Annotated in this window: 16 protein-coding genes; 14 read left to right on the top strand and 2 right to left on the bottom strand. The window is 46.9% G+C overall.

Annotation, left to right across the window (positions count from 1 at the left end; translation table 11 throughout):
• Positions 1 to 124 precede the first annotated feature (124 nt).
• The 4 genes from ACH0VJ_RS10610 to ACH0VJ_RS10595 all read left to right on the top strand — a co-directional run bounded on the left by ACH0VJ_RS10610 (position 125) and on the right by ACH0VJ_RS10595 (position 4,058).
• Positions 125 to 1,426 carry an FAD-binding oxidoreductase gene (locus ACH0VJ_RS10610; protein ID WP_001092825.1) on the top strand — a complete coding sequence of 434 codons (1,302 nt, stop codon included), beginning with the start codon at positions 125 to 127 and terminating at the stop codon, positions 1,424 to 1,426.
• Positions 1,427 to 1,440: 14 nt separating this feature from the next.
• The gene (locus tag ACH0VJ_RS10605) at positions 1,441 to 1,815 is read left to right on the top strand and encodes a cupin domain-containing protein (protein ID WP_000542979.1); all 375 of its coding nucleotides are present in this window, start codon (positions 1,441 to 1,443) and stop codon (positions 1,813 to 1,815) included.
• Between the two features lie 208 nt (positions 1,816 to 2,023).
• Positions 2,024 to 3,523: an APC family permease gene (locus ACH0VJ_RS10600; protein ID WP_079833532.1), complete on the top strand. Its 1,500-nt coding sequence runs from the start codon at positions 2,024 to 2,026 to the stop codon at positions 3,521 to 3,523.
• Positions 3,501 to 4,058 (top strand): DUF3156 family protein, encoded by a 558-nt coding sequence (locus tag ACH0VJ_RS10595; RefSeq protein ID WP_000100096.1) that lies wholly within the window; start codon positions 3,501 to 3,503, stop codon positions 4,056 to 4,058. Before ACH0VJ_RS10600 ends, ACH0VJ_RS10595 begins: the two co-directional genes overlap by 23 nt.
• Positions 4,059 to 4,162: 104 nt before the next feature.
• Here ACH0VJ_RS10595 and ACH0VJ_RS10590 read toward each other — a convergent pair whose 3' ends face one another.
• Positions 4,163 to 4,846 (bottom strand): helix-turn-helix transcriptional regulator, encoded by a 684-nt coding sequence (locus ACH0VJ_RS10590; RefSeq protein ID WP_001275359.1) that lies wholly within the window; start codon positions 4,844 to 4,846, stop codon positions 4,163 to 4,165.
• A gap of 511 nt (positions 4,847 to 5,357) precedes the next feature.
• Here ACH0VJ_RS10590 and ACH0VJ_RS10585 point away from each other — a divergent pair.
• Positions 5,358 to 6,542: an anaerobic sulfatase maturase gene (locus ACH0VJ_RS10585; protein WP_000933437.1), complete on the top strand. Its 1,185-nt coding sequence runs from the start codon at positions 5,358 to 5,360 to the stop codon at positions 6,540 to 6,542.
• Between the two features lie 68 nt (positions 6,543 to 6,610).
• Positions 6,611 to 8,350 (top strand): arylsulfatase, encoded by a 1,740-nt coding sequence (locus ACH0VJ_RS10580; RefSeq protein ID WP_000712459.1) that lies wholly within the window; start codon positions 6,611 to 6,613, stop codon positions 8,348 to 8,350.
• 47 nt (positions 8,351 to 8,397) lie between these two features.
• Here the strand turns inward: ACH0VJ_RS10580 and ripR are convergent, their stop codons facing one another.
• The gene (gene ripR, locus ACH0VJ_RS10575; protein WP_000423173.1) at positions 8,398 to 9,276 is read right to left on the bottom strand and encodes an itaconate degradation transcriptional regulator RipR; all 879 of its coding nucleotides are present in this window, start codon (positions 9,274 to 9,276) and stop codon (positions 8,398 to 8,400) included.
• A gap of 91 nt (positions 9,277 to 9,367) precedes the next feature.
• Here ripR and ripC point away from each other — a divergent pair, with 91 nt between their 5' ends.
• From ripC to ACH0VJ_RS10535, 8 genes are all read left to right on the top strand, one after another.
• Positions 9,368 to 10,210 (top strand): itaconate degradation C-C-lyase RipC, encoded by an 843-nt coding sequence (gene ripC / locus ACH0VJ_RS10570; protein ID WP_001112897.1) that lies wholly within the window; start codon positions 9,368 to 9,370, stop codon positions 10,208 to 10,210.
• A 23-nt stretch (positions 10,211 to 10,233) separates the two neighbouring features.
• A complete protein-coding gene (gene ripB / locus ACH0VJ_RS10565) occupies positions 10,234 to 10,761 on the top strand; it encodes a (R)-specific enoyl-CoA hydratase RipB/Ich (RefSeq protein WP_001094307.1) in 528 nt (175 codons plus the stop codon).
• A gap of 24 nt (positions 10,762 to 10,785) precedes the next feature.
• Entirely contained in the window at positions 10,786 to 12,111 is a 1,326-nt protein-coding gene (gene ripA / locus ACH0VJ_RS10560) for an itaconate CoA-transferase RipA/Ict (RefSeq protein WP_000982337.1), read from the top strand.
• Between the two features lie 64 nt (positions 12,112 to 12,175).
• Entirely contained in the window at positions 12,176 to 12,556 is a 381-nt protein-coding gene (locus tag ACH0VJ_RS10555; protein ID WP_000582675.1) for a VOC family protein, read from the top strand.
• Positions 12,557 to 12,963: 407 nt separating this feature from the next.
• On the top strand, positions 12,964 to 13,257 hold the full coding sequence (locus tag ACH0VJ_RS10550; protein WP_001110461.1) for a DUF1778 domain-containing protein: 294 nt from the start codon (positions 12,964 to 12,966) through the stop codon (positions 13,255 to 13,257).
• The gene (locus tag ACH0VJ_RS10545; RefSeq protein WP_000622304.1) at positions 13,254 to 13,745 is read left to right on the top strand and encodes a GNAT family N-acetyltransferase; all 492 of its coding nucleotides are present in this window, start codon (positions 13,254 to 13,256) and stop codon (positions 13,743 to 13,745) included. Before ACH0VJ_RS10550 ends, ACH0VJ_RS10545 begins: the two co-directional genes overlap by 4 nt.
• Before the next feature lie 168 nt (positions 13,746 to 13,913).
• A complete protein-coding gene (locus ACH0VJ_RS10540; protein WP_000099895.1) occupies positions 13,914 to 14,999 on the top strand; it encodes a DNA cytosine methyltransferase in 1,086 nt (361 codons plus the stop codon).
• Positions 15,000 to 15,008: 9 nt separating this feature from the next.
• Complete coding sequence (locus tag ACH0VJ_RS10535) at positions 15,009 to 17,774, top strand: hypothetical protein (RefSeq protein WP_000342767.1); 2,766 nt, start codon at positions 15,009 to 15,011, stop codon at positions 17,772 to 17,774.
• The last annotated feature ends 32 nt before the right edge of the window (positions 17,775 to 17,806 follow it).

The raw sequence follows: 17,806 nt of genomic DNA, 5'->3' as shown, positions 1-17,806 counted from the left end.
TCTCAACATACTTGCCTGGAACTGAATATCGTTCCAAAGAACGTCATTCTTCCGGACGATATTTTGTAAAACGTTACCGTGCTGTGATAGCTGTCTTAGTCAAGCGTGATGACAAGGTAACGCGATGAATACAAAAATCGATGCGTTGAATTACTACGGCGCGACGAAAAAATACCCGTTGCATTTTCCTGCTCTGCAAGAGGATATTGATGCCGATGTGGTGATCATTGGCGGTGGCTTTTCAGGCATCAATACCGCGCTGGAACTGGCGGAGCAGGGGATCACTAATGTTGTCGTTCTGGAAGCCCGCCATCTTGGGTATGGCGGCACCGGGCGAAATGGCGGTCAGGTGATGGCCGGTATAGGTCACGACATCGAAGCCGTTAAAAAATATGTAGGCGCAGCGGGAATGGAGACGCTGTTTAAAATCTCGAACCTCGGCGCAGGTATTATTCGGGAGCGAATTCGTAAATACCATATTGATGCTGATTTTGTCCCCGGATATGGTTATCTGGCCTACAACCAGCGGCAGTTAAAAACGCTGCAACAATGGGAAAAAGAATTCAAAGCTGCTACGCCGGAAGATGATATTGAACTCTATACCGGTAAAGACGTGCAGCAGGTTATTGGTTCCGACGTCTACTGCGGTGTTCTCAAGCATATGGGGGGAGGGCATGTCCACTCGCTGAATTTATTGCTGGGCTCCGCTCAGGCTGCGAATTCGCTGGGGGTGAAGATATTCGAATATTCACCTGTGGTTGAGGTCAGTTACGGTAAAACTGTGCGGGTACGTACTGCGATGGGCAGCGTAAAAGCGGCCAAATTGCTGTGGGCCTGTGATAGTTTTCTCAATAATCTGGAACCAGAAATTTATAAGAAAACGCTGGTTACTTATTCTTATCAGGTCTCTACAGAACCTCTCTCCAGCGAGCTTGTTGAGCGGATCAGTCCCTTGCGCGGGGCTTTTAGTGATATCCGCCCGGTGATAAATTACTACCGTCTCACAAAAGAAAACCGTCTGCTGTTTGGCAGCGCCACAAGGTTTCTTGAATATACCCCGCACGATTTTGCTGCCTGGAACCGCACTCTGTTGACGGAGGTCTTCCCTTATTTGAAAGACGTTAAAATCGATTTTGCCTGGGGCGGACCGATGGCCTGTAGCGCGAATCTGTTTCCGCAGATTGGCACGCTTCGTGAACACAATAATGTTTTTTATGTTCAGGGTTATTCCGGATTTGGCGTCACGCCTTCCCATATTGTATGCAAAATCCTGGCCGAAGGAATAAATGGCGGTTCCGAGCGGTATCGTCTGATGAGTAGCATTCCCCACGCGACAATTTATGGTCGCGACAGTCTACGTCTATTGCTGGTCAGTGCGGGAAAACTGATACATCAAACAGCCGGTTTCTGGAAAGGCCGGAATTAACCAGGAGAACATTAATGCACGCTTTTAAACTCAATCAACCTGTTCCTGAATTACAGCCAATCGGGAGTGTCAGCCTGTTGGGGGCGTTGCCAACAGAAGGCGATCCCCAGGTCGCCGTTGCGATGATTTACGGTAAACCTGAGGACGTATTTACCTGTGGACTGTTTTCATCGACCCGCGGCGGTTTCACTATGATTTATCCCTTTACCGAGCACGCAACCGTGCTGGAAGGGGAAGTGGAACTCACTGTTGCGGGTCAGGAACCGATACGTTTTTCACCAGGCGATAGTTGGTTTGTTGAACAGGGAACCGAAGTGGCATGGAAAGTTTTAACGCCCCGTTTTGTAAAACATTATCTGGCAAAAGTTGAAAGCCATAAGCAGGGTTGAATCCTTTAATTGTTCGTCAGTAGCGTTGGCATCACTGGGGAGAATAACGCGCTCCCCACTTGCTATTAGCGCATGCGGGGACGGCGTCACAACGTTATTTACCGTTATCCCTCTTCAGGACGATACCTGTTAGATACGGTGCCTGCCATAAATAAGCGTTATTCCGGAGCGGTAATTTATTGTTGTAATAATAGTGAAGAGGTTGACCATGTTTAAAAACAGACTTGCCAGCCATCTTGAACGTGGCGTTATTGGTTTCCCCACGACGCTTGCCAGCTCCGTTGGGCTGATTATGGCAAGCCCGGTGATCCTGACCGTGACCAGTGGTTTTGGCTCAGGGGGAGATACCTTTGCTCTTGCGGTATTACTGGCATTTATTATGATGCAAGCGCAGATTACCACCTTTGCCGAAGCGGCAACGCTCATTCCCACGACTGGCTCCGTCTACGACTATATCTCCTGCGGGATGGGGCGTTTTTTCGCTATCACCGGTGCGCTTTGCGCTTACCTGATCGTACACATTTTTGCCGGCACGGCAGAAACGATTCTCGCTGGCGTCATGGCGCTGGTGAACTTTGAGTCTGTTAGCGAACACGTGGCCATGCAGCACAATACCTGGATGGTTGGCGTCGGCATGGTAGTGGTTTTCGGGATACTGAATGCCATTGGTGTTGAAGTATTTGGCAAGGTGGAAGTGTTTCTTACATTCGGTATGTGGACTACCCTGACCATCTTCGGTTTATGCGGGATCCTGTTATCCCCGGTCACTTATCATTCCGGGTGGTTTGGCGCACCGCTTGATGTCAGTAATCTTTCTGGTCTGTTTGGTTATATAGGCATGGCGATGTTTATGTTCGTCGGTTGTGAACTGGTCACGCCAATGGCGCCGGAAATTAAAAAAGCGCATCGTACGATTCCCAGAGCGATGGCGCTTGGCCTTTTAGCGGTGGCAGGTTGTATGTTCCTCTATGGCGCTGCGATTAACCGGCAGGTAAATAATGTGGTGGTCGATGCGGCAAACCATATCTTTTTACTGGATACGCCGATGGCTATTCCCGCCTTTGCCAATCGTGTCATGGGACATGTCGGGCAATACTGGCTGGGCGTGGGGTTGTTGTTAGCGGGATGTGCGACGATTAATACGCTAATGGCGGCAGTACCGCGTATTATATACGGCATGGCGCTGGACGGCGCTTTGCCGCGGTTTCTGACCTGGTTGCACCCCCGCTTTAAAACACCGGTCATCGCCATCGCATTCGGTGTTGCGATTCCCTGTTTACATGCCTGGTATCTGAACGGTGATATCGACCACATTGTTCCGCTGATCCTCGCTGCGGTCTGCGCCTGGGGAGTAGCTTATCTGCTGGTAACGTTATCGGTCGTTATCTTACGTATTCGGCGCCCCGATTTACCACGCGCTTACCGGGCCCCCTGGTTTCCCTTACCTCAGATTATTTCGAGCGTGGGTATTATTATCGCCATTATTAATATCGCGCCTCCAGGAATGAACAGTCGGGATGTACTTATACCATTCGGTATTATGCTTGGATTGACTGCCGCCTATGCCTTATTCTGGACATTATGTGTGCAACGGGTTAATCCTTTCCTCCCGCTTCCGGTAGAAGAGGTCGTGGAACGGGCTATGGGCAATTATGAAAAGCGAAACAATGAAGAGATGACGCCAGATGTCCTCCGTCCCCTGGTTTAAGAACGCATTAATGAATATGGTGTTACGTGATTTGAGCGGCTGGCGTTGTGAAAAATTGACCGAACATAGCGCCGTGCTGCATCTGAATGCATTTACCCAGGTTATCTGCCATGTTCAGCAAAAACGGTTATTCATGGCCAGTATTCACAGTTGTGAATTCAGGGTGAAAGGCACAATCAATTATCCTTTGCAGGGCAAAATTCGCGCTCATCAGCCCGGATGGCTGAAACGTTATCCCGTCATTTTTACTGGCAGTAAAAGTACCGCCGGGCTGATTAACTATCTTAATCGTTTCCCCAATTTACAACAGGCTCTGAGTGAACTGGATTATCGTCGGTTCACGCTGGTTTTACATCATAAGGAATGGTATTGCAGCATTGAGCTATGGGCTGCGAGCGAAGTGGTTTGTAAAATGCCGCCGCTGCGCCGTTATCTGCGGCTTGAGCGGCACCAGCGTGTTCTTCTGCTTAGTGTGATAAATATGATCAATCAGGCCATGAATCAATGGCTGCAACAGGATACCGACGCCAGATAATATGACATTTTATTGCGGCATCAGCTCAGAGGGTGGTATTAATTCAGGCATATATGACATATGGGGAAAAGACCCGCAATTGACGCGGGTTAAAAAGAACGCTTTCACATATTCAGTGAATGTTGTACCGAGGACATTCTGGTTCGGGAAACCAGTTCCGTGCGATTTATCACTTCTGTTTTAGCAAAAATATTACGTAAATGCGTTTTCACTGTTGAGAGAGAAATATTCAACTGACGGGCAATCAATTTGTTGCTGGCCCCTTCGCAGACCATTCCCACAATTTCACGCTCTTTGGCGGTCAATATTGACGCCAGATCGTTGTCTTCCTGAAGAGAATCATGAATTGACAGTCCCAGTAATGGTTGTACTGCCTGGGCTCGCAAACGCTCTTCGCTGGAAAAAGGTATATCGCGCATTAATGAAATGCCCGCGATAATACGATGGCCCCGACGAATAAAGATCTCAATCATGTCGCACACATGATTAGGTAGCATAAATTCATGATAATAATGGCGATGACGAGCACAGATGCCGGGCGTCATCGTCGCTACTGTAATAACCTGTTGGCCGAATCGGGAAGGCGATAGCGGGTCTAATGGTTGAAAATGCTCCAGATATTGTTGGTGTGTGCTATTAGAAATATTATGTAAAACATAGGCTTCCGGCTTTAAATAAGCATTAACACGATAAAAAACCGCCGACGACAGAGGAATGAGTTGCGCAATGCTCTGTAAGCAATGGAGAGTGATCCCGTCATTATGGCCAGTAGTTGATAAGGCTGACATGTTATCTCCTTCCATCCGGATGAGCGCGTCGGGGCGCAGTAAAATAGTGGTATGCTGAAACATACAATTTACATTCGGTTAACACAATCATTCACATGTTAATAATGTGACGTATGTTGCGGTATTTTTTATAACATCTTGAAAATAAATGATTTTAATTTAAATCCTGTCTGGTTTTCTAAAAAATAATTTAAAATTATTAATATGATTTTTTTCTGTCGCGGTTGACTCATCTCCTGAAAATGCCGTGAGTTCTCGTCCTTCAGGACGATATTCTTTTGAGACGACTGTTCTATGATTTTCTGTAATAGCGCAGGTTAACAGAGACTTAATTTCTGGCTCAGACAGGATTTGCTAAATAACGTTTCAATAGCGTCATGCGCTATGCAGAAAACCGGCGTATCAATAGATACAGCCTGCTCTCGGCATTCTGCCCGCAGCGCCAGACGAACGCTATTGCGAAATGTGAGTCATGCCTCCGCATCAGAAATGAGAATTACAGGACAGAATAATGTTGAATCTCAACACATTACGGCAACAACAAATCCCCGTAATGACGGAATATCGCGCGCAGATACCCTTTCATATATTGGCAAAACCCATAGGCCCTGCATGTAATCTGGCCTGCCGCTATTGTTATTACCCACAGGGCGAAACGCCCGTAGAAAAAATGAATGAATCAACGCTGGAGGTTTTTATTTGTCGCTATATTGCGGCGCAACCTGCCAGTGCGCGTGAAATTAATTTTGTCTGGCAAGGCGGTGAACCGCTTTTAGCCGGAATCGGTTTTTATAAAAAGGTAATAGCGCTTCAACAACGATATGCGCCTGACGGCGTGACGATCAGTAATAGTCTGCAAACGAATGCGACGTTGTTAAACGATGCCTGGTGCCGTCTGTTTCGCGACAATAATTTTACTATTGGCATCAGTCTTGAGGGCAGTGAAGACTTGCAAAATCATCATCGTCCGGGCAAACGCGGCGAGGCCAGCTATCCGGCGGTGTTGCGGGGAATCACATTGTTACAACACTATCGAGTCGATTTTAATGTACTGATTGTCGTGCATGATGACATGGCTCGCCATGCGGCAGCCATCTACGATCATGTTGTTAGCCTTGGCGCTCGTTATCTGCAATTTCAGCCACTGATGGACGAAGGCAACGCCCTACAGCAACGTTACCAATTGAGTGCGGATAACTGGGGACGTTTCATGATTGATATCTGGCGTCAATGGCGCAAACGCGGTGATATGGGACGGGTTTTTGTGATCAACATTGAACAGGCATGGGCACAATATTTTACGCATATCAGCGCCACCTGTGTCCATTCCGCCCGCTGCGGCACGAATCTGGTCATGGAGCCGGACGGCAAACTCTATGCCTGCGATCATCTGATTAATAGCCAGCATTACCTGGGACAGCTTTCTAATAATACGTTAGCGCCAGCCGTAGATTCCGCAACCCGGCTTCCCTTTGGTATTAAGAAAAGCCAGCGCCGGGAGTGTCAACGGTGTTCTGTGAAAATAGTCTGCCAGGGAGGCTGCCCCGCACATATCAACAGTGCCGGCTACAACCGACTTTGTAGCGGCTATTACTCTTTTTTCACGGAGATTCTGGCTCCGCTACGCGCCTGGCCCCGGAATCTGAATGGACTGAAGGCCTGGCGTGCTGACGTTATGGGCAGATTTTCGGGCTGATGGTCCCTCTTGCCGCATTTGCCTGCCGCTCTTGTACAACACCCGTAGTCTGAAATGGAGAATAAGCCGTGAAAAAAGAAGTAACACTTGCCACACTCAGCATTATCTTCTCCGGTACGGCACACAGTACGCAAAACGAACGTCCTGATATTATCGTGATTATCGCTGATGATATGGGATATTCTGATATCACTCCCTTCGGTGGGGAAATCCCAACGCCTAATTTGCAGGCGATGGCTGAGAACGGCGTGCGGATGAGTCAATATTACACGTCTCCCATGTCTGCTCCCGCCCGTGCGATGCTATTAACCGGGAACACCAGTCAGCAAGCGGGTATAGGCGGTATGTGGTGGTATGAAAATACCATAGGTAAGGAAGGCTATGAATTGCGCCTGACTGATCGGGTGACGACCATGGCTGAACGCTTTAAAGATGCTGGTTACAATACGCTGATGGCGGGTAAATGGCATCTTGGTTTTACGCCAGGCTCGACGCCAAAAGATCGGGGCTTTCGTCATTCTTTCGCCTTGATGGGGGGAGGCGCCAGTCACTTTGATGATGCCGTGCCGCTGGGAACCGTGGAGATATTTCATACCTATTATACCCGTGACAATCAGCGCATTTCACTGCCCTCCAGTTTTTACTCCAGCGAAGCCTATGCCAGCCAGATTAATCGCTGGATCAGCGAGACGCCACGGGAACAACCTATCTTCGCGTGGTTGGCCTTTACTGCGCCACATGATCCTCTGCAGGCGCCGGATGAATGGATTAGTCGTTTTAAAAGTCAGTATGAACAGGGCTATGCAGACGTCTATCGTCAGCGTATTGCTCGTTTGAAGAAACTGGGTTTCCTGCGTGATGACATACCTCTGCCAGGACTGGAACTTGATAAAGAATGGCAGGCGATGACCCCGGAACAGCAGAAATATACGGCGAAGGTGATGCAGGTTTACGCTGCTATGATCGCCAATATGGATGCACAGATTGGCACCGTTATTGAGACATTAAAAAAGACCGGGCGCGATAAAAACACGATTCTGGTCTTCTTAAGTGATAATGGGGTGAATCCGGCAGAGGGCTTTCACTATGAATCTGAACCAGATTTTTGGAAGCAATTCGATAATCGTTACGAAAATATTGGTCGTAAAAATTCATTTATCTCTTATGGTCCCCACTGGGCTGATGTCAGCAATGCGCCTTATGGTCGCTATCACAAAACGACCAGCGGTCAGGGGGGAATTAATACCAGTTTTATGATTTCCGGTCCTGGTATCATCCATCATGGCGCCATAGATAACGCCACGATGGCGGCGTATGATGTTGCGCCCACGCTCTATGAATTTGCAGGTATTGATGCCAGTAAATCATTATCTGAAAGACCGACACTGCCAATGATCGGCGTGAGTTTTAAACGCTATCTGACCGGTGAAAGTCTGCACGCGCCTCGCACACAATATGGTGTTGAACTCCATAATCAGGCGGCCTGGATAGATGGGGAATGGAAATTGCGTCGTCTTGTCACAGTATTCCCACAGGCGGGTAATGCGCCATGGGAATTATTCAACCTGCAACGTGACCCCCTGGAAACGCATAATCTCGCAGCAAATTATGCGGATAAAGTGAAAATACTGAGCAGCGCATATGAGGCATTTGCAAAACAGACAATGGTGCTTTATGCCAAAGGCAAGCTTATCGATTATGTGGGTATCGACAGTAAAACCGGGCGTTATCTGGCTGTCGATCCACAGACATTGCAGCCAGTTCCTGCTCCGTTAGCGATTCCTTTAGACACAAAATCGGACCAATAATTATTGGTTACGTTTCAAATGATTATTCAACGCTCACATAACCGCATTCAGCCAGTGACTTTCAGGATGAAGTTTCTCAGCGTTGGCGATGTATCGCCGCGCCGGTATGCCAGAGCCAGTTTTGCGACGGGCATCTGGTCTGCAACGGGGCGGTATACTACTCCCTTGACATTAACCTGTCTCATTGAATCTGGAACCATCGACACGCCCATCTCTGCCGACACAAGGTTAATGACTGACGAAATTTGCGGCACGAGTTGACCAATTTTCGGTTCAAAGCCCGCTTTACCGCAGGCCTCGATCACTGCGTCATAAAGCGACAGGCCGATTTCACGTGGGAAGAGTAAAAAAAACTCATCTTTGAGAATCGAGAGTGCAATCTGTTTACACGCCGCAGCAGGATGCGTTTCTGCCAGCACAATAACCATTGGCTCTTCAGACAGTAACCTGAGCTGGAACCGTTCATTGCCTGTAAAACCGGGTCTCAGAAAGGCAACATCCAGCGATCCTTCATTCAATTCATCAGCCAGTTGAGTTGTATTTCCTTCCTCAAGCTGCAAACGAACGTCAGGATAAGCCCGCTTGAAAGTACGGATTGCGCTGGGCACCACACTGTTAAATGCCGCAGAGGCAGTAAAACCCACCCTTAACACGCCCGACTCCCCCCTGGCGACACGCTGCGCCGCCAGCACGGCTCTTGTCGCGGTAGCAGGCATCCCTTTAACAACATCATAAAATGCTTTTCCAGCCTCGGTTAATTCCGCGCCATGAGGCACTCTCCGGAATAGCTGCGCTCCCAGCTCTCTTTCCAGATCCTTAATCTGTTGGCTTAGCGGCGGCTGACCTATGCCTAATTTTGTCGCAGCCCGCGTGAAATGCCGCTCTTCAGCGACGGCGAGAAAATAGCGAATATGGCGCAGTTCCATCCTCATCTCCAAAAGCAATTAAGAATGGCACCATCATATATTGGAAGAATGAAACCAGCGAGCGCATAGTGAGGTTAACAGGAGGTGCTATATGCCCGATATTTCTCATACACCGACACGTAGCTGGCTTTTTACCCCAGCAATTCGACCAGAACGTTTCATAAAAGCAGTTGAAAGTGCGGCGGACATTTCTATTATCGATCTTGAAGACTCTGTCACCCCGAATGACAAGGCGCAGGCCCGGAAAATTGCGATGCAGTTCCTTTCATCCCGACCAAACTCATCGCTGAAAATAGCATTAAGAATTAATGGAATGAATACTCATGCTGGCATTGAAGACCTGCATATGTTACTGGAATGCCGTTTTTTTCCTGATTACATTATTCTTCCAAAAACAGAGTCAGCCGCGCACCTGCAAATCGTGGATAGTCTTATCATGATGGCTGGTTCTGATACTCGCCTTATTGGCATTATTGAGTCAGTTGTTGGGCTTAATGCCGTAGAGTCTATTGCGGACGCCACCCCCAGACTCTGCGGGTTGATGTTTGGCGCCGCAGATATGGCGGCTGACATTGGCGCCACACCCGCCTGGGAGCCTCTTGCGCTGGCGCGGGCCAGAATAGTGGCTGCCTGCGCTATGAAAGGGCTTCTTGCAATAGATGCTCCCTTCTTTGATATAGGCGATTTTTCAGGTCTGAAAGAGGAAACGCTGCAGGCGCTCAGTTTTGGTTTTTCTGCAAAATCGGCTATTCACCCCGCTCAGATTAGTGTAATCAACGCCGCATTTACTCCTACAACGGCAGAAATTAATCATGCTCGTGCAGTACTGACAGAGAATGCCAAAGGCGTCGGGATCGTTAGCGGCATGATGATAGATGCAGCCGTTGCCCGTCAGGCCCGGAGATTACTCGCCCGGGCAGGGATCTTTTCCTGATTTTATTAACAGAGGAATTGATTATGAACACGTTATTACCCGCTTATAAAACCATTAGCGAGGGGCGCTACCGAGAAATTTCGGGTCTTTACTGGGAGGATTTTCATCCCGGTGATGTTTTTGAACATCGTCCCGGCCGGACGGTTCTGGACGCCGATAATGTGTGGTTTACCCTGCTCACTCTCAATGTGCAGCCGGTCCATTTCGATGCGGCTTACGCCAGCAAAACGGAATGGAAAAAGTTACTGGTTGATTCAACGTTCACTCTGGCGCTTTTAACCGGTATGAGCGTGCGTACTGTCAGCGCCAAGGTCGTGGCCAATCTTGGCTGGGATAAGGTACAAGCCGTCCATCCGGTTTTCGCAGGGGATACACTTTATGCTGAAAGCACTGTACTCAGCAAACGCCTGTCAAATAGTCGCCCGGGACAAGGCATCGTTACCGTTCGGACATGTGGTATTAACCAGAATGGTGTAGAGGTCATGCGCTTCGAACGAACAATGTTAGTTTATTGCTGTGGATGTTCGCCTGAAGAAGACGCCGCTTATTGAGAAATCGCCCTGAGGTTTAGAGTCATGATGAATGTTAATGCAGTGTATGCCGAAAAATGCGTGACGCCTGACGAGGCGGTTACTTTAATTACCTCCGGCAGTCACCTCTCTATGGGAATGTTTGCAGCAGAGCCTCCAGCTTTGCTGAATGCGCTGGCAAAGCGAGCGAAAAGGGGAGAAATCAACGATCTGCGGGTTTACTGTTATGAAACAGCCAGCATTGCCGGGAACACTATTTTCCGTTATGAGCTAAGTGACTATATTCATCTCTACAGTATGTTTATTACCGGTATTGAACGGGCTTTAATACGTCAGGGGATTGAGAGTTCCGGGCGAAAAATAGTTAACTATGTACCTTCAAATTTTCATCAGGCGACGCGATTACTAGCTGATGATATTGGTATTGATACCTTTATTCACACCGTGTCCCCTATGGATAAGTATGGCTATTTTAATTTTGGAACTGGAAACGATTATTCCACCCGGATTGCGAGGACAGCTAAAAAGCTTATTGTCGAAGTTAACAAATATATGCCGCGCGTTCATGGAGAAGGTGCTGCAATCCATATTTCAGAAATTGACGCCATTGTTGAAAACCATGTCCCTTTAATTGAACTACCAATACGTACTGCCGTAGCCGAAGATATTGCTATCAGTCAGATTATCGCTTCTCTTGTGCCAGATGGCGCTTGTCTCCAGATGGGGGTCGGCGCATTACCGGAGCTCATCTGTAATGCGCTCAAGGAACATAATGATCTGGGGGTCCATACAGAGGCGCTGAATCCGGGGTTGGTAAGTTTGATTCAACAAGGCGTCGTTACCAATCAGCGTAAAAATATCGACCGGGGAATGTCTGTATTTACTTTTGCTATGGGACAAAAGGATATGTATGACTATCTCAACGACAACCCCTCTTTTTTTAGTCGGCCTGTCGATTATGTTAACGATCCGGGGATCATTGCGCAAAATGAGAATGTTGTCTCCATTAACGCTACCTTACAAATCGATCTCACTGGTGCCTGTAACTCTGAATATTTGCTTGGACACCAGTACAGCGCTTCAGGAGGGCAATTGGATTTTGTCAGAGGCGCATATGCATCTAAAGGAGGTCGTTCCATTATTACGACCCGCTCAACGGCCGCGAATGATACGATTTCTCGTATTGTTCCCCGCCTTGAGGGGCCTGTAACAACCCCACGAACGGATACGCACTGGATAGTCACTGAATTTGGCTCCGTAAACCTGAAGGGGCTCTCTTCAACCGAGCGTGCGCTCAGCATCATTGAATTGGCACATCCCAATTTTCGGCAGCAACTTAGAGTAGATGCAAAAAAAATGCATCTGATTTAAAAGTAGGTTAATGCTATTTTTTAATGTAGCATCCCTAAAATATAAACATCATGAGTCTATTCAAATGATAATTGACAGAATTGATCACCTTGTATTAACGGTATCTGATATATCAACCACAATAAGATTCTACGAAGAGGTACTTGGTTTTTCTGCGGTAACATTTAAACAAAACAGAAAAGCGTTAATATTTGGAGCGCAAAAAATTAACCTCCATCAGCAAGAAATGGAGTTCGAACCAAAAGCGAGTAGACCAACGCCGGGATCTGCCGATTTATGTTTTATTACATCGACACCGATAAATGATGTTGTGTCTGAGATCTTACAGGCAGGCATTTCCATTGTTGAAGGCCCGGTTGAGAGAACTGGAGCCACAGGCGAGATAATGTCTATCTACATCAGGGACCCTGATGGAAACTTAATTGAAATTTCGCAGTATGTTTAATGTTAAAACTTACTATTACTGCCTTTATTATGATCACGCATCCGTTTATATTGGTCTAATGGAGATCATATGGCAATAATTTCTGGAAAGAGTCTATGTTCAAACTTATTGACTTGAAGACATCGAGGAATTCATAAGAAAGCATAAAAAAGGGAAGGTGGTGCCCGGACTCGGGGACATTCAGTTACTTACCAATTTGATTTACATAATAAATTCTTCTGCCATCTATTGTCAAGACCCTGCGTGTGACCCGTATTTCCTCTTGTAAATCATAAAGGTGGATAAAAATGAGTAGAAAACCTTTCGGTTTGATACTCCGGTTCTATTCCTTCTAAATTTATCGTAATGACATCTGCGTTACGCGTGTTGTATACTTAATATCCACAGAAACACAAGAGGACAACACCATGCCAGCCGCAAACAGTATGGCGATGAAACGCGAAACCCTGAACCTGCGCATCAGGCCCGCCGAGCGCGATCTTATCGATCGGGCGGCGAAAGCCAGAGGGAAAAACCGCACTGACTTTGTGCTGGAAGCCGCCCGCGCTGCCGCAGAGGAAGCGCTGATCGAGCAGCGCATCATCATGGCCGATCCGCAGGCTTATCAGGAATTTCTCACTCGTCTGGATCAGGCTCCTGCGCCCAATGCTGCGCTGCGTAAAACCATGCAGACCCCTGCGCCGTGGGAGCAGAAAAAATGATCTCCGCACCAGAGCCGCTTCATGCCGGGCATATTCTTACCCCGTTCTGCTGCGGCGTGGATTCTATGGATAACTGGCTGAAACAGCGGGCGATGAAGAACCAGCTTTCTGGCGCGTCCCGTACGTTTGTCTGCTGCGATGATGCGAAGGTAATGGCTTACTACTCGCTGGCGTCCAGCGCGGTAACGACCAACACTGCCCCCGGCCGCTTTCGTCGCAATATGCCCGATCCGATCCCTGTTGTGGTGCTGGGACGTCTGGCGGTGGATCGGTCGCTACATGGACAAGGCATCGGGCGGGCGCTGGTGAGGGATGCCGGACTGCGGGTGATTCAGGTGGCGGAAACTATCGGTATTCGCGGGATGCTGGTTCATGCCCTGTCGGATGAAGCGCGGGAGTTTTACCTGCGGGTGGGGTTTGAGCCGTCGCCGATGGATCCGATGATGTTGATGGTGACGTTGGGGGATTTGGTGGGGAGTGCTATCTGAAAAATGGTCGTTTAGTAATACTATAACAACAAAAACACCACTTAACCCTCAAAAGCTAAGCATGTTGGTGTAAGATTCCTTACACAGGGGTATAATCTTTCTCTATGATTTTATGGGAAATTAACAACCAGGTGCGGTTTGTTATAAGAAGATACTTGGTATGGGCATATGAGCAGTGTTTTCGAGAGAGAAAACGATAATATTCGGGTACTTTCACTATTCTCCGGTTGTGGTGGTATGGATTTTGGGATTACCTCAGCCGGTGGAGACATCGTCTTTGCCAACGATGTTGTAGAGAATGCCTGCAAAACATTAGGGAACTATTTCCCCGATACTGATATCAGGCATAGCGATATCTCTCAAATTCAGTCTTTTCCAGATGTTGATATTGTTGTTGGTGGCTATCCCTGCCAGTCATTTTCAATGGCAGGTAACAGAAAACCAAACAATGACGACAGAACAAACCTTTATAAACACTTTCTACGGGTATTAGAGACTGTTCGGCCTAAGTATTTTGTTGCTGAAAATGTTTCTGGCTTGAAACATTTAGGTGCAGGTAGCTTTCTGGAACAACAGCTCACGGCATATAAAGCTGCCGGGTACCAGGTCAGCTATCATATGGTAAACGCAAGGGCTTACGGCGTGCCCCAGTCGCGCAAGCGTTTGTTTATTATTGGCGTCAGAAACGATCTTGGGCAATGCTTTGAATTTCCTGCTGAAACACATGGCAAAGCGACAAAAAAGAATCCTCATTTAAAACCCTATGTTTCACATGGTGAGGCCATTAGGGATTTACCACTATGGCCTGAAGGTGAGTTTTACGAACGACCACATGATCCTGAAGGGCATTTCTCATGGTATTTCATGTCCCGAAATCGTAAAGCTCTATGGGACAGCCCTGCTTATACCGTCGTAGCTAACTGGCGTCATGTGACATTACATCCTGCCAGTCCGGTGATGAAGTTAACATGGTCAAACCTGGAGGATGGCTGGAAGCAGCGCTGGGACTTTTCTGATGAATATGAACATCTAATTGTTGATACTTCTCGTCCCAAACTGGAACAGGCAAGGCGGTTATCATGGCGGGAATGTGCACGAATACAAACTTTTCCACAGGGTTTTGAACCTGTAGGTGACGTCGAGTCAAAATTTACCCAAATTGGTAATGCTGTTCCTCCTCTACTGGCTGAGGTTCTTTTTCGGCATTTGTTTTCTGGTGCCGGTTTGAAAAAGATGACAGCGAACGGTAATTAGGCGGTGAGTATGGATGATTCTTTCCCGGTTACTTTAGAGCAATGGAATGCTGAACTAGTAAATATCGTCTTTTTTGAGTCTTCGCATACGGGCTCGACTTTAAGCCGAATTGATGCCACGGGGCGCGTTTTTGAGCAACTTGCAGGTTCACGTAGCAAAGAGGATGCTAAGCGAAGTTTTCTGGATTCGTTTGGAAAAAAGGCGTCTAAAATCCAGGATGCACTCAGGGATGAGTCGCGGTTAGATATTTTAGCGCAAAGAAAAGGATACCCTACTTATTTTGCCATTTTATATTTAACATTGCTTGCTGCCAGTGCTGATGATGAGACGCATGACGAAGGGGATTTTCGGGTTCGATTTTCTGTACTGCTCGGTTTTGATAAAAATAAAAAATTTGTTTTTACTGAATTACCCAATTTATGGGAAAGATTAGAACGATGGAGTAGTAGAAAACAAAACTGTACCCGTTTAGTCCTCCCAGAACCATCAAAACATGAAAGATTGATTGGGTATTCTAAGAGAATTGCTTTTCCCTGCTATAAGGATGAGGTTTTTTTACGGGATATACTCGTCAATAATGAATTAGATAGCCATTCAACTTTTGAGTCAGTTAATAAGCTAGTACATCAATATCTATCTTATTTTGGCGAGATTTTTAATCAGGAGTTTATTGAGTTCAGAACATTACTTTCAAAGGCTGCCATGCGGCAGGCTTATGACTCTCCTTTTTGGGGCGCGGTTCGTGATATTACTGTACATACTGAGAGAGAACAACTCAAAGAGAATGGTAAGTATTGTATTCACATGGAGCTTAATGATTCAGGTCATCCAGAGATTTATCTTCTTATGGATGACGCTGCTGTTACTGCCTCAGAAATTAAGCATTATTACTCCTTGTCTAATGAAATAGAGAACTATAATAATATATATTACGAACGAGACATAGGTACTACATTAAATTCCCTGGATTTATTATTAAAAAGACGGAAGGGTTATTTCTATAAATCACGAGCGGGGGCTGCACTGCGGTCTGGGTGTTTGCCGCTTTTTCGTGATGATTTTTTTCATATTAGTTCAGAAGGAGATTATTATGATAATTCTCCACTCTATTTAATTCTTCACCATAAATATGCAGACAGTATTTTCATAGCCTTGAAGAATGCTGGTGAAAGAGCACAACGTCGGGATATTAAATCTACCAAGTGGTCGGTAGTTTCTTCCGATAACGTTGGCAGGCAAACGCTGGATAAGATAGCTCATTTGTTACCAGAGGAAGCCCGTCGTTTTCTAATACAGGGATGGCGCCCTGCCCGGCCTCGTATGTCAGGCGCAGCTCGGTTTGGACAGGCTATACTGCTTAACCCTGCCAGTACGCCTATTATTCATATGCCTGAAGTATTAAGAGGATGCTATGTCATTAGAAATAAAAACGGAGAAGAATTAACCCATGGCTCGCTATCGCAGGGGGCTGAAGGATTATTCATTCCACCAGAGGAACTGATGGAAATATCTGGTCAGGCATTTTGTCGCTATGAACTTACGTTGGCGTATTCAGATATCCCAGTAAATTTTGATGTACACGTGTTAGATCATGCGCCTTACGCCACTTATTGTAAAATTACAGAGCCACATGATTGGTTGACTGATGGACCATCGGGAGTATTAATGGCGTTAGGGGATACGGCAGTGCTCCCCCCACTGAAACGCGAAGAAATAACGCCATTGAGTGGTGCTCAGATGTTATGGCAGTATGAAAATTGCCTTCCTGTAACATGTCAATATACCGAATTACATAATATACCCGCAGCATTTGACTGGATCGCTGAGGCGCTGGCCTTGCGTTTTCAGCGCCGTAGCACATTGCCTTTTGGTGAATTAAAACAACACATTGAACCAGTATCACAGGTAACAAGGATACCCGAATGGCAATTGCGTCGCATGCTCTTTGCCGCTGGCTGGCTTTGTGTAGTACAACGACGTTATTCGCCATATTCGTTAGTCTCATTGGCTGAAAGAACCATTTCCGTTGATGTCACTGAACAGGGAATTATTGCCCGAATTATGGGAATGTTTACAAGAAGTGAACGTAATCTTCTACAAGAAGCACTTAATGACGGTGAGCGAATAGGGCGCCGGTTAGTTGAGGATAACGGCTGTTCAATGGGGTGTATTGAATTGCATCTGTCAGCCAGAGAACGTGTCCATACTTTCATTGAGCAGTTTGGGTTACGTTTGATTAATTACGACGATTTACCCGTCAATGCTTTGAGTGGAGTATTGTTACCGTCGTCTCAAATGCAGTTTATCCCGACTTTACCCCCGGATCTCCATGTATCGCTTTGGCAAGCTGAAAAATACCAATGGTCAGAAGAACAACGGCTAACTCAAACGGCTAATAACCTATTGTTACGATGTCAGGAAAAACAGCGTTATCGTTATTTTATTCGGCAGAATGCCGGATACTGGCAAACCGATAGCTTCTCCTGGGCCTTAATGGCTCAGATGATATGTTCAGGAGTAACGTTTGGTGTGCGTAAAGGCGATAGTGACTGGTCCTGGTCAACGAAGTTCATTGCGTTACCGCCCTCCGTTTTACAGTGGTGGTTCCACGTTGCTCATGGCTGTTTGTCGATAACAGATAATGGTAGCTACTTATTTGCAGGCGGCAAAGTACCACTCTGGGACAATGTAATGACCTTCCCTTCCTGCCAACGAGCGTTGGCACGACGGAGCAGAGCGCTGACAATACGCAAGCTGCGCAGAACCTTACAGTAATTTTACAGAATCAGGTGGTAAGGAGAACGTTT

This window comes from Salmonella sp. 2020_1459 (assembly GCF_043847915.1).
GTDB classification, from domain to species: Bacteria; Pseudomonadota; Gammaproteobacteria; order Enterobacterales; family Enterobacteriaceae; genus Salmonella; species Salmonella enterica.
Note: the sequence above shows the minus strand (reverse complement) of the source record. Positions and strands in the feature narration are given on the sequence as shown.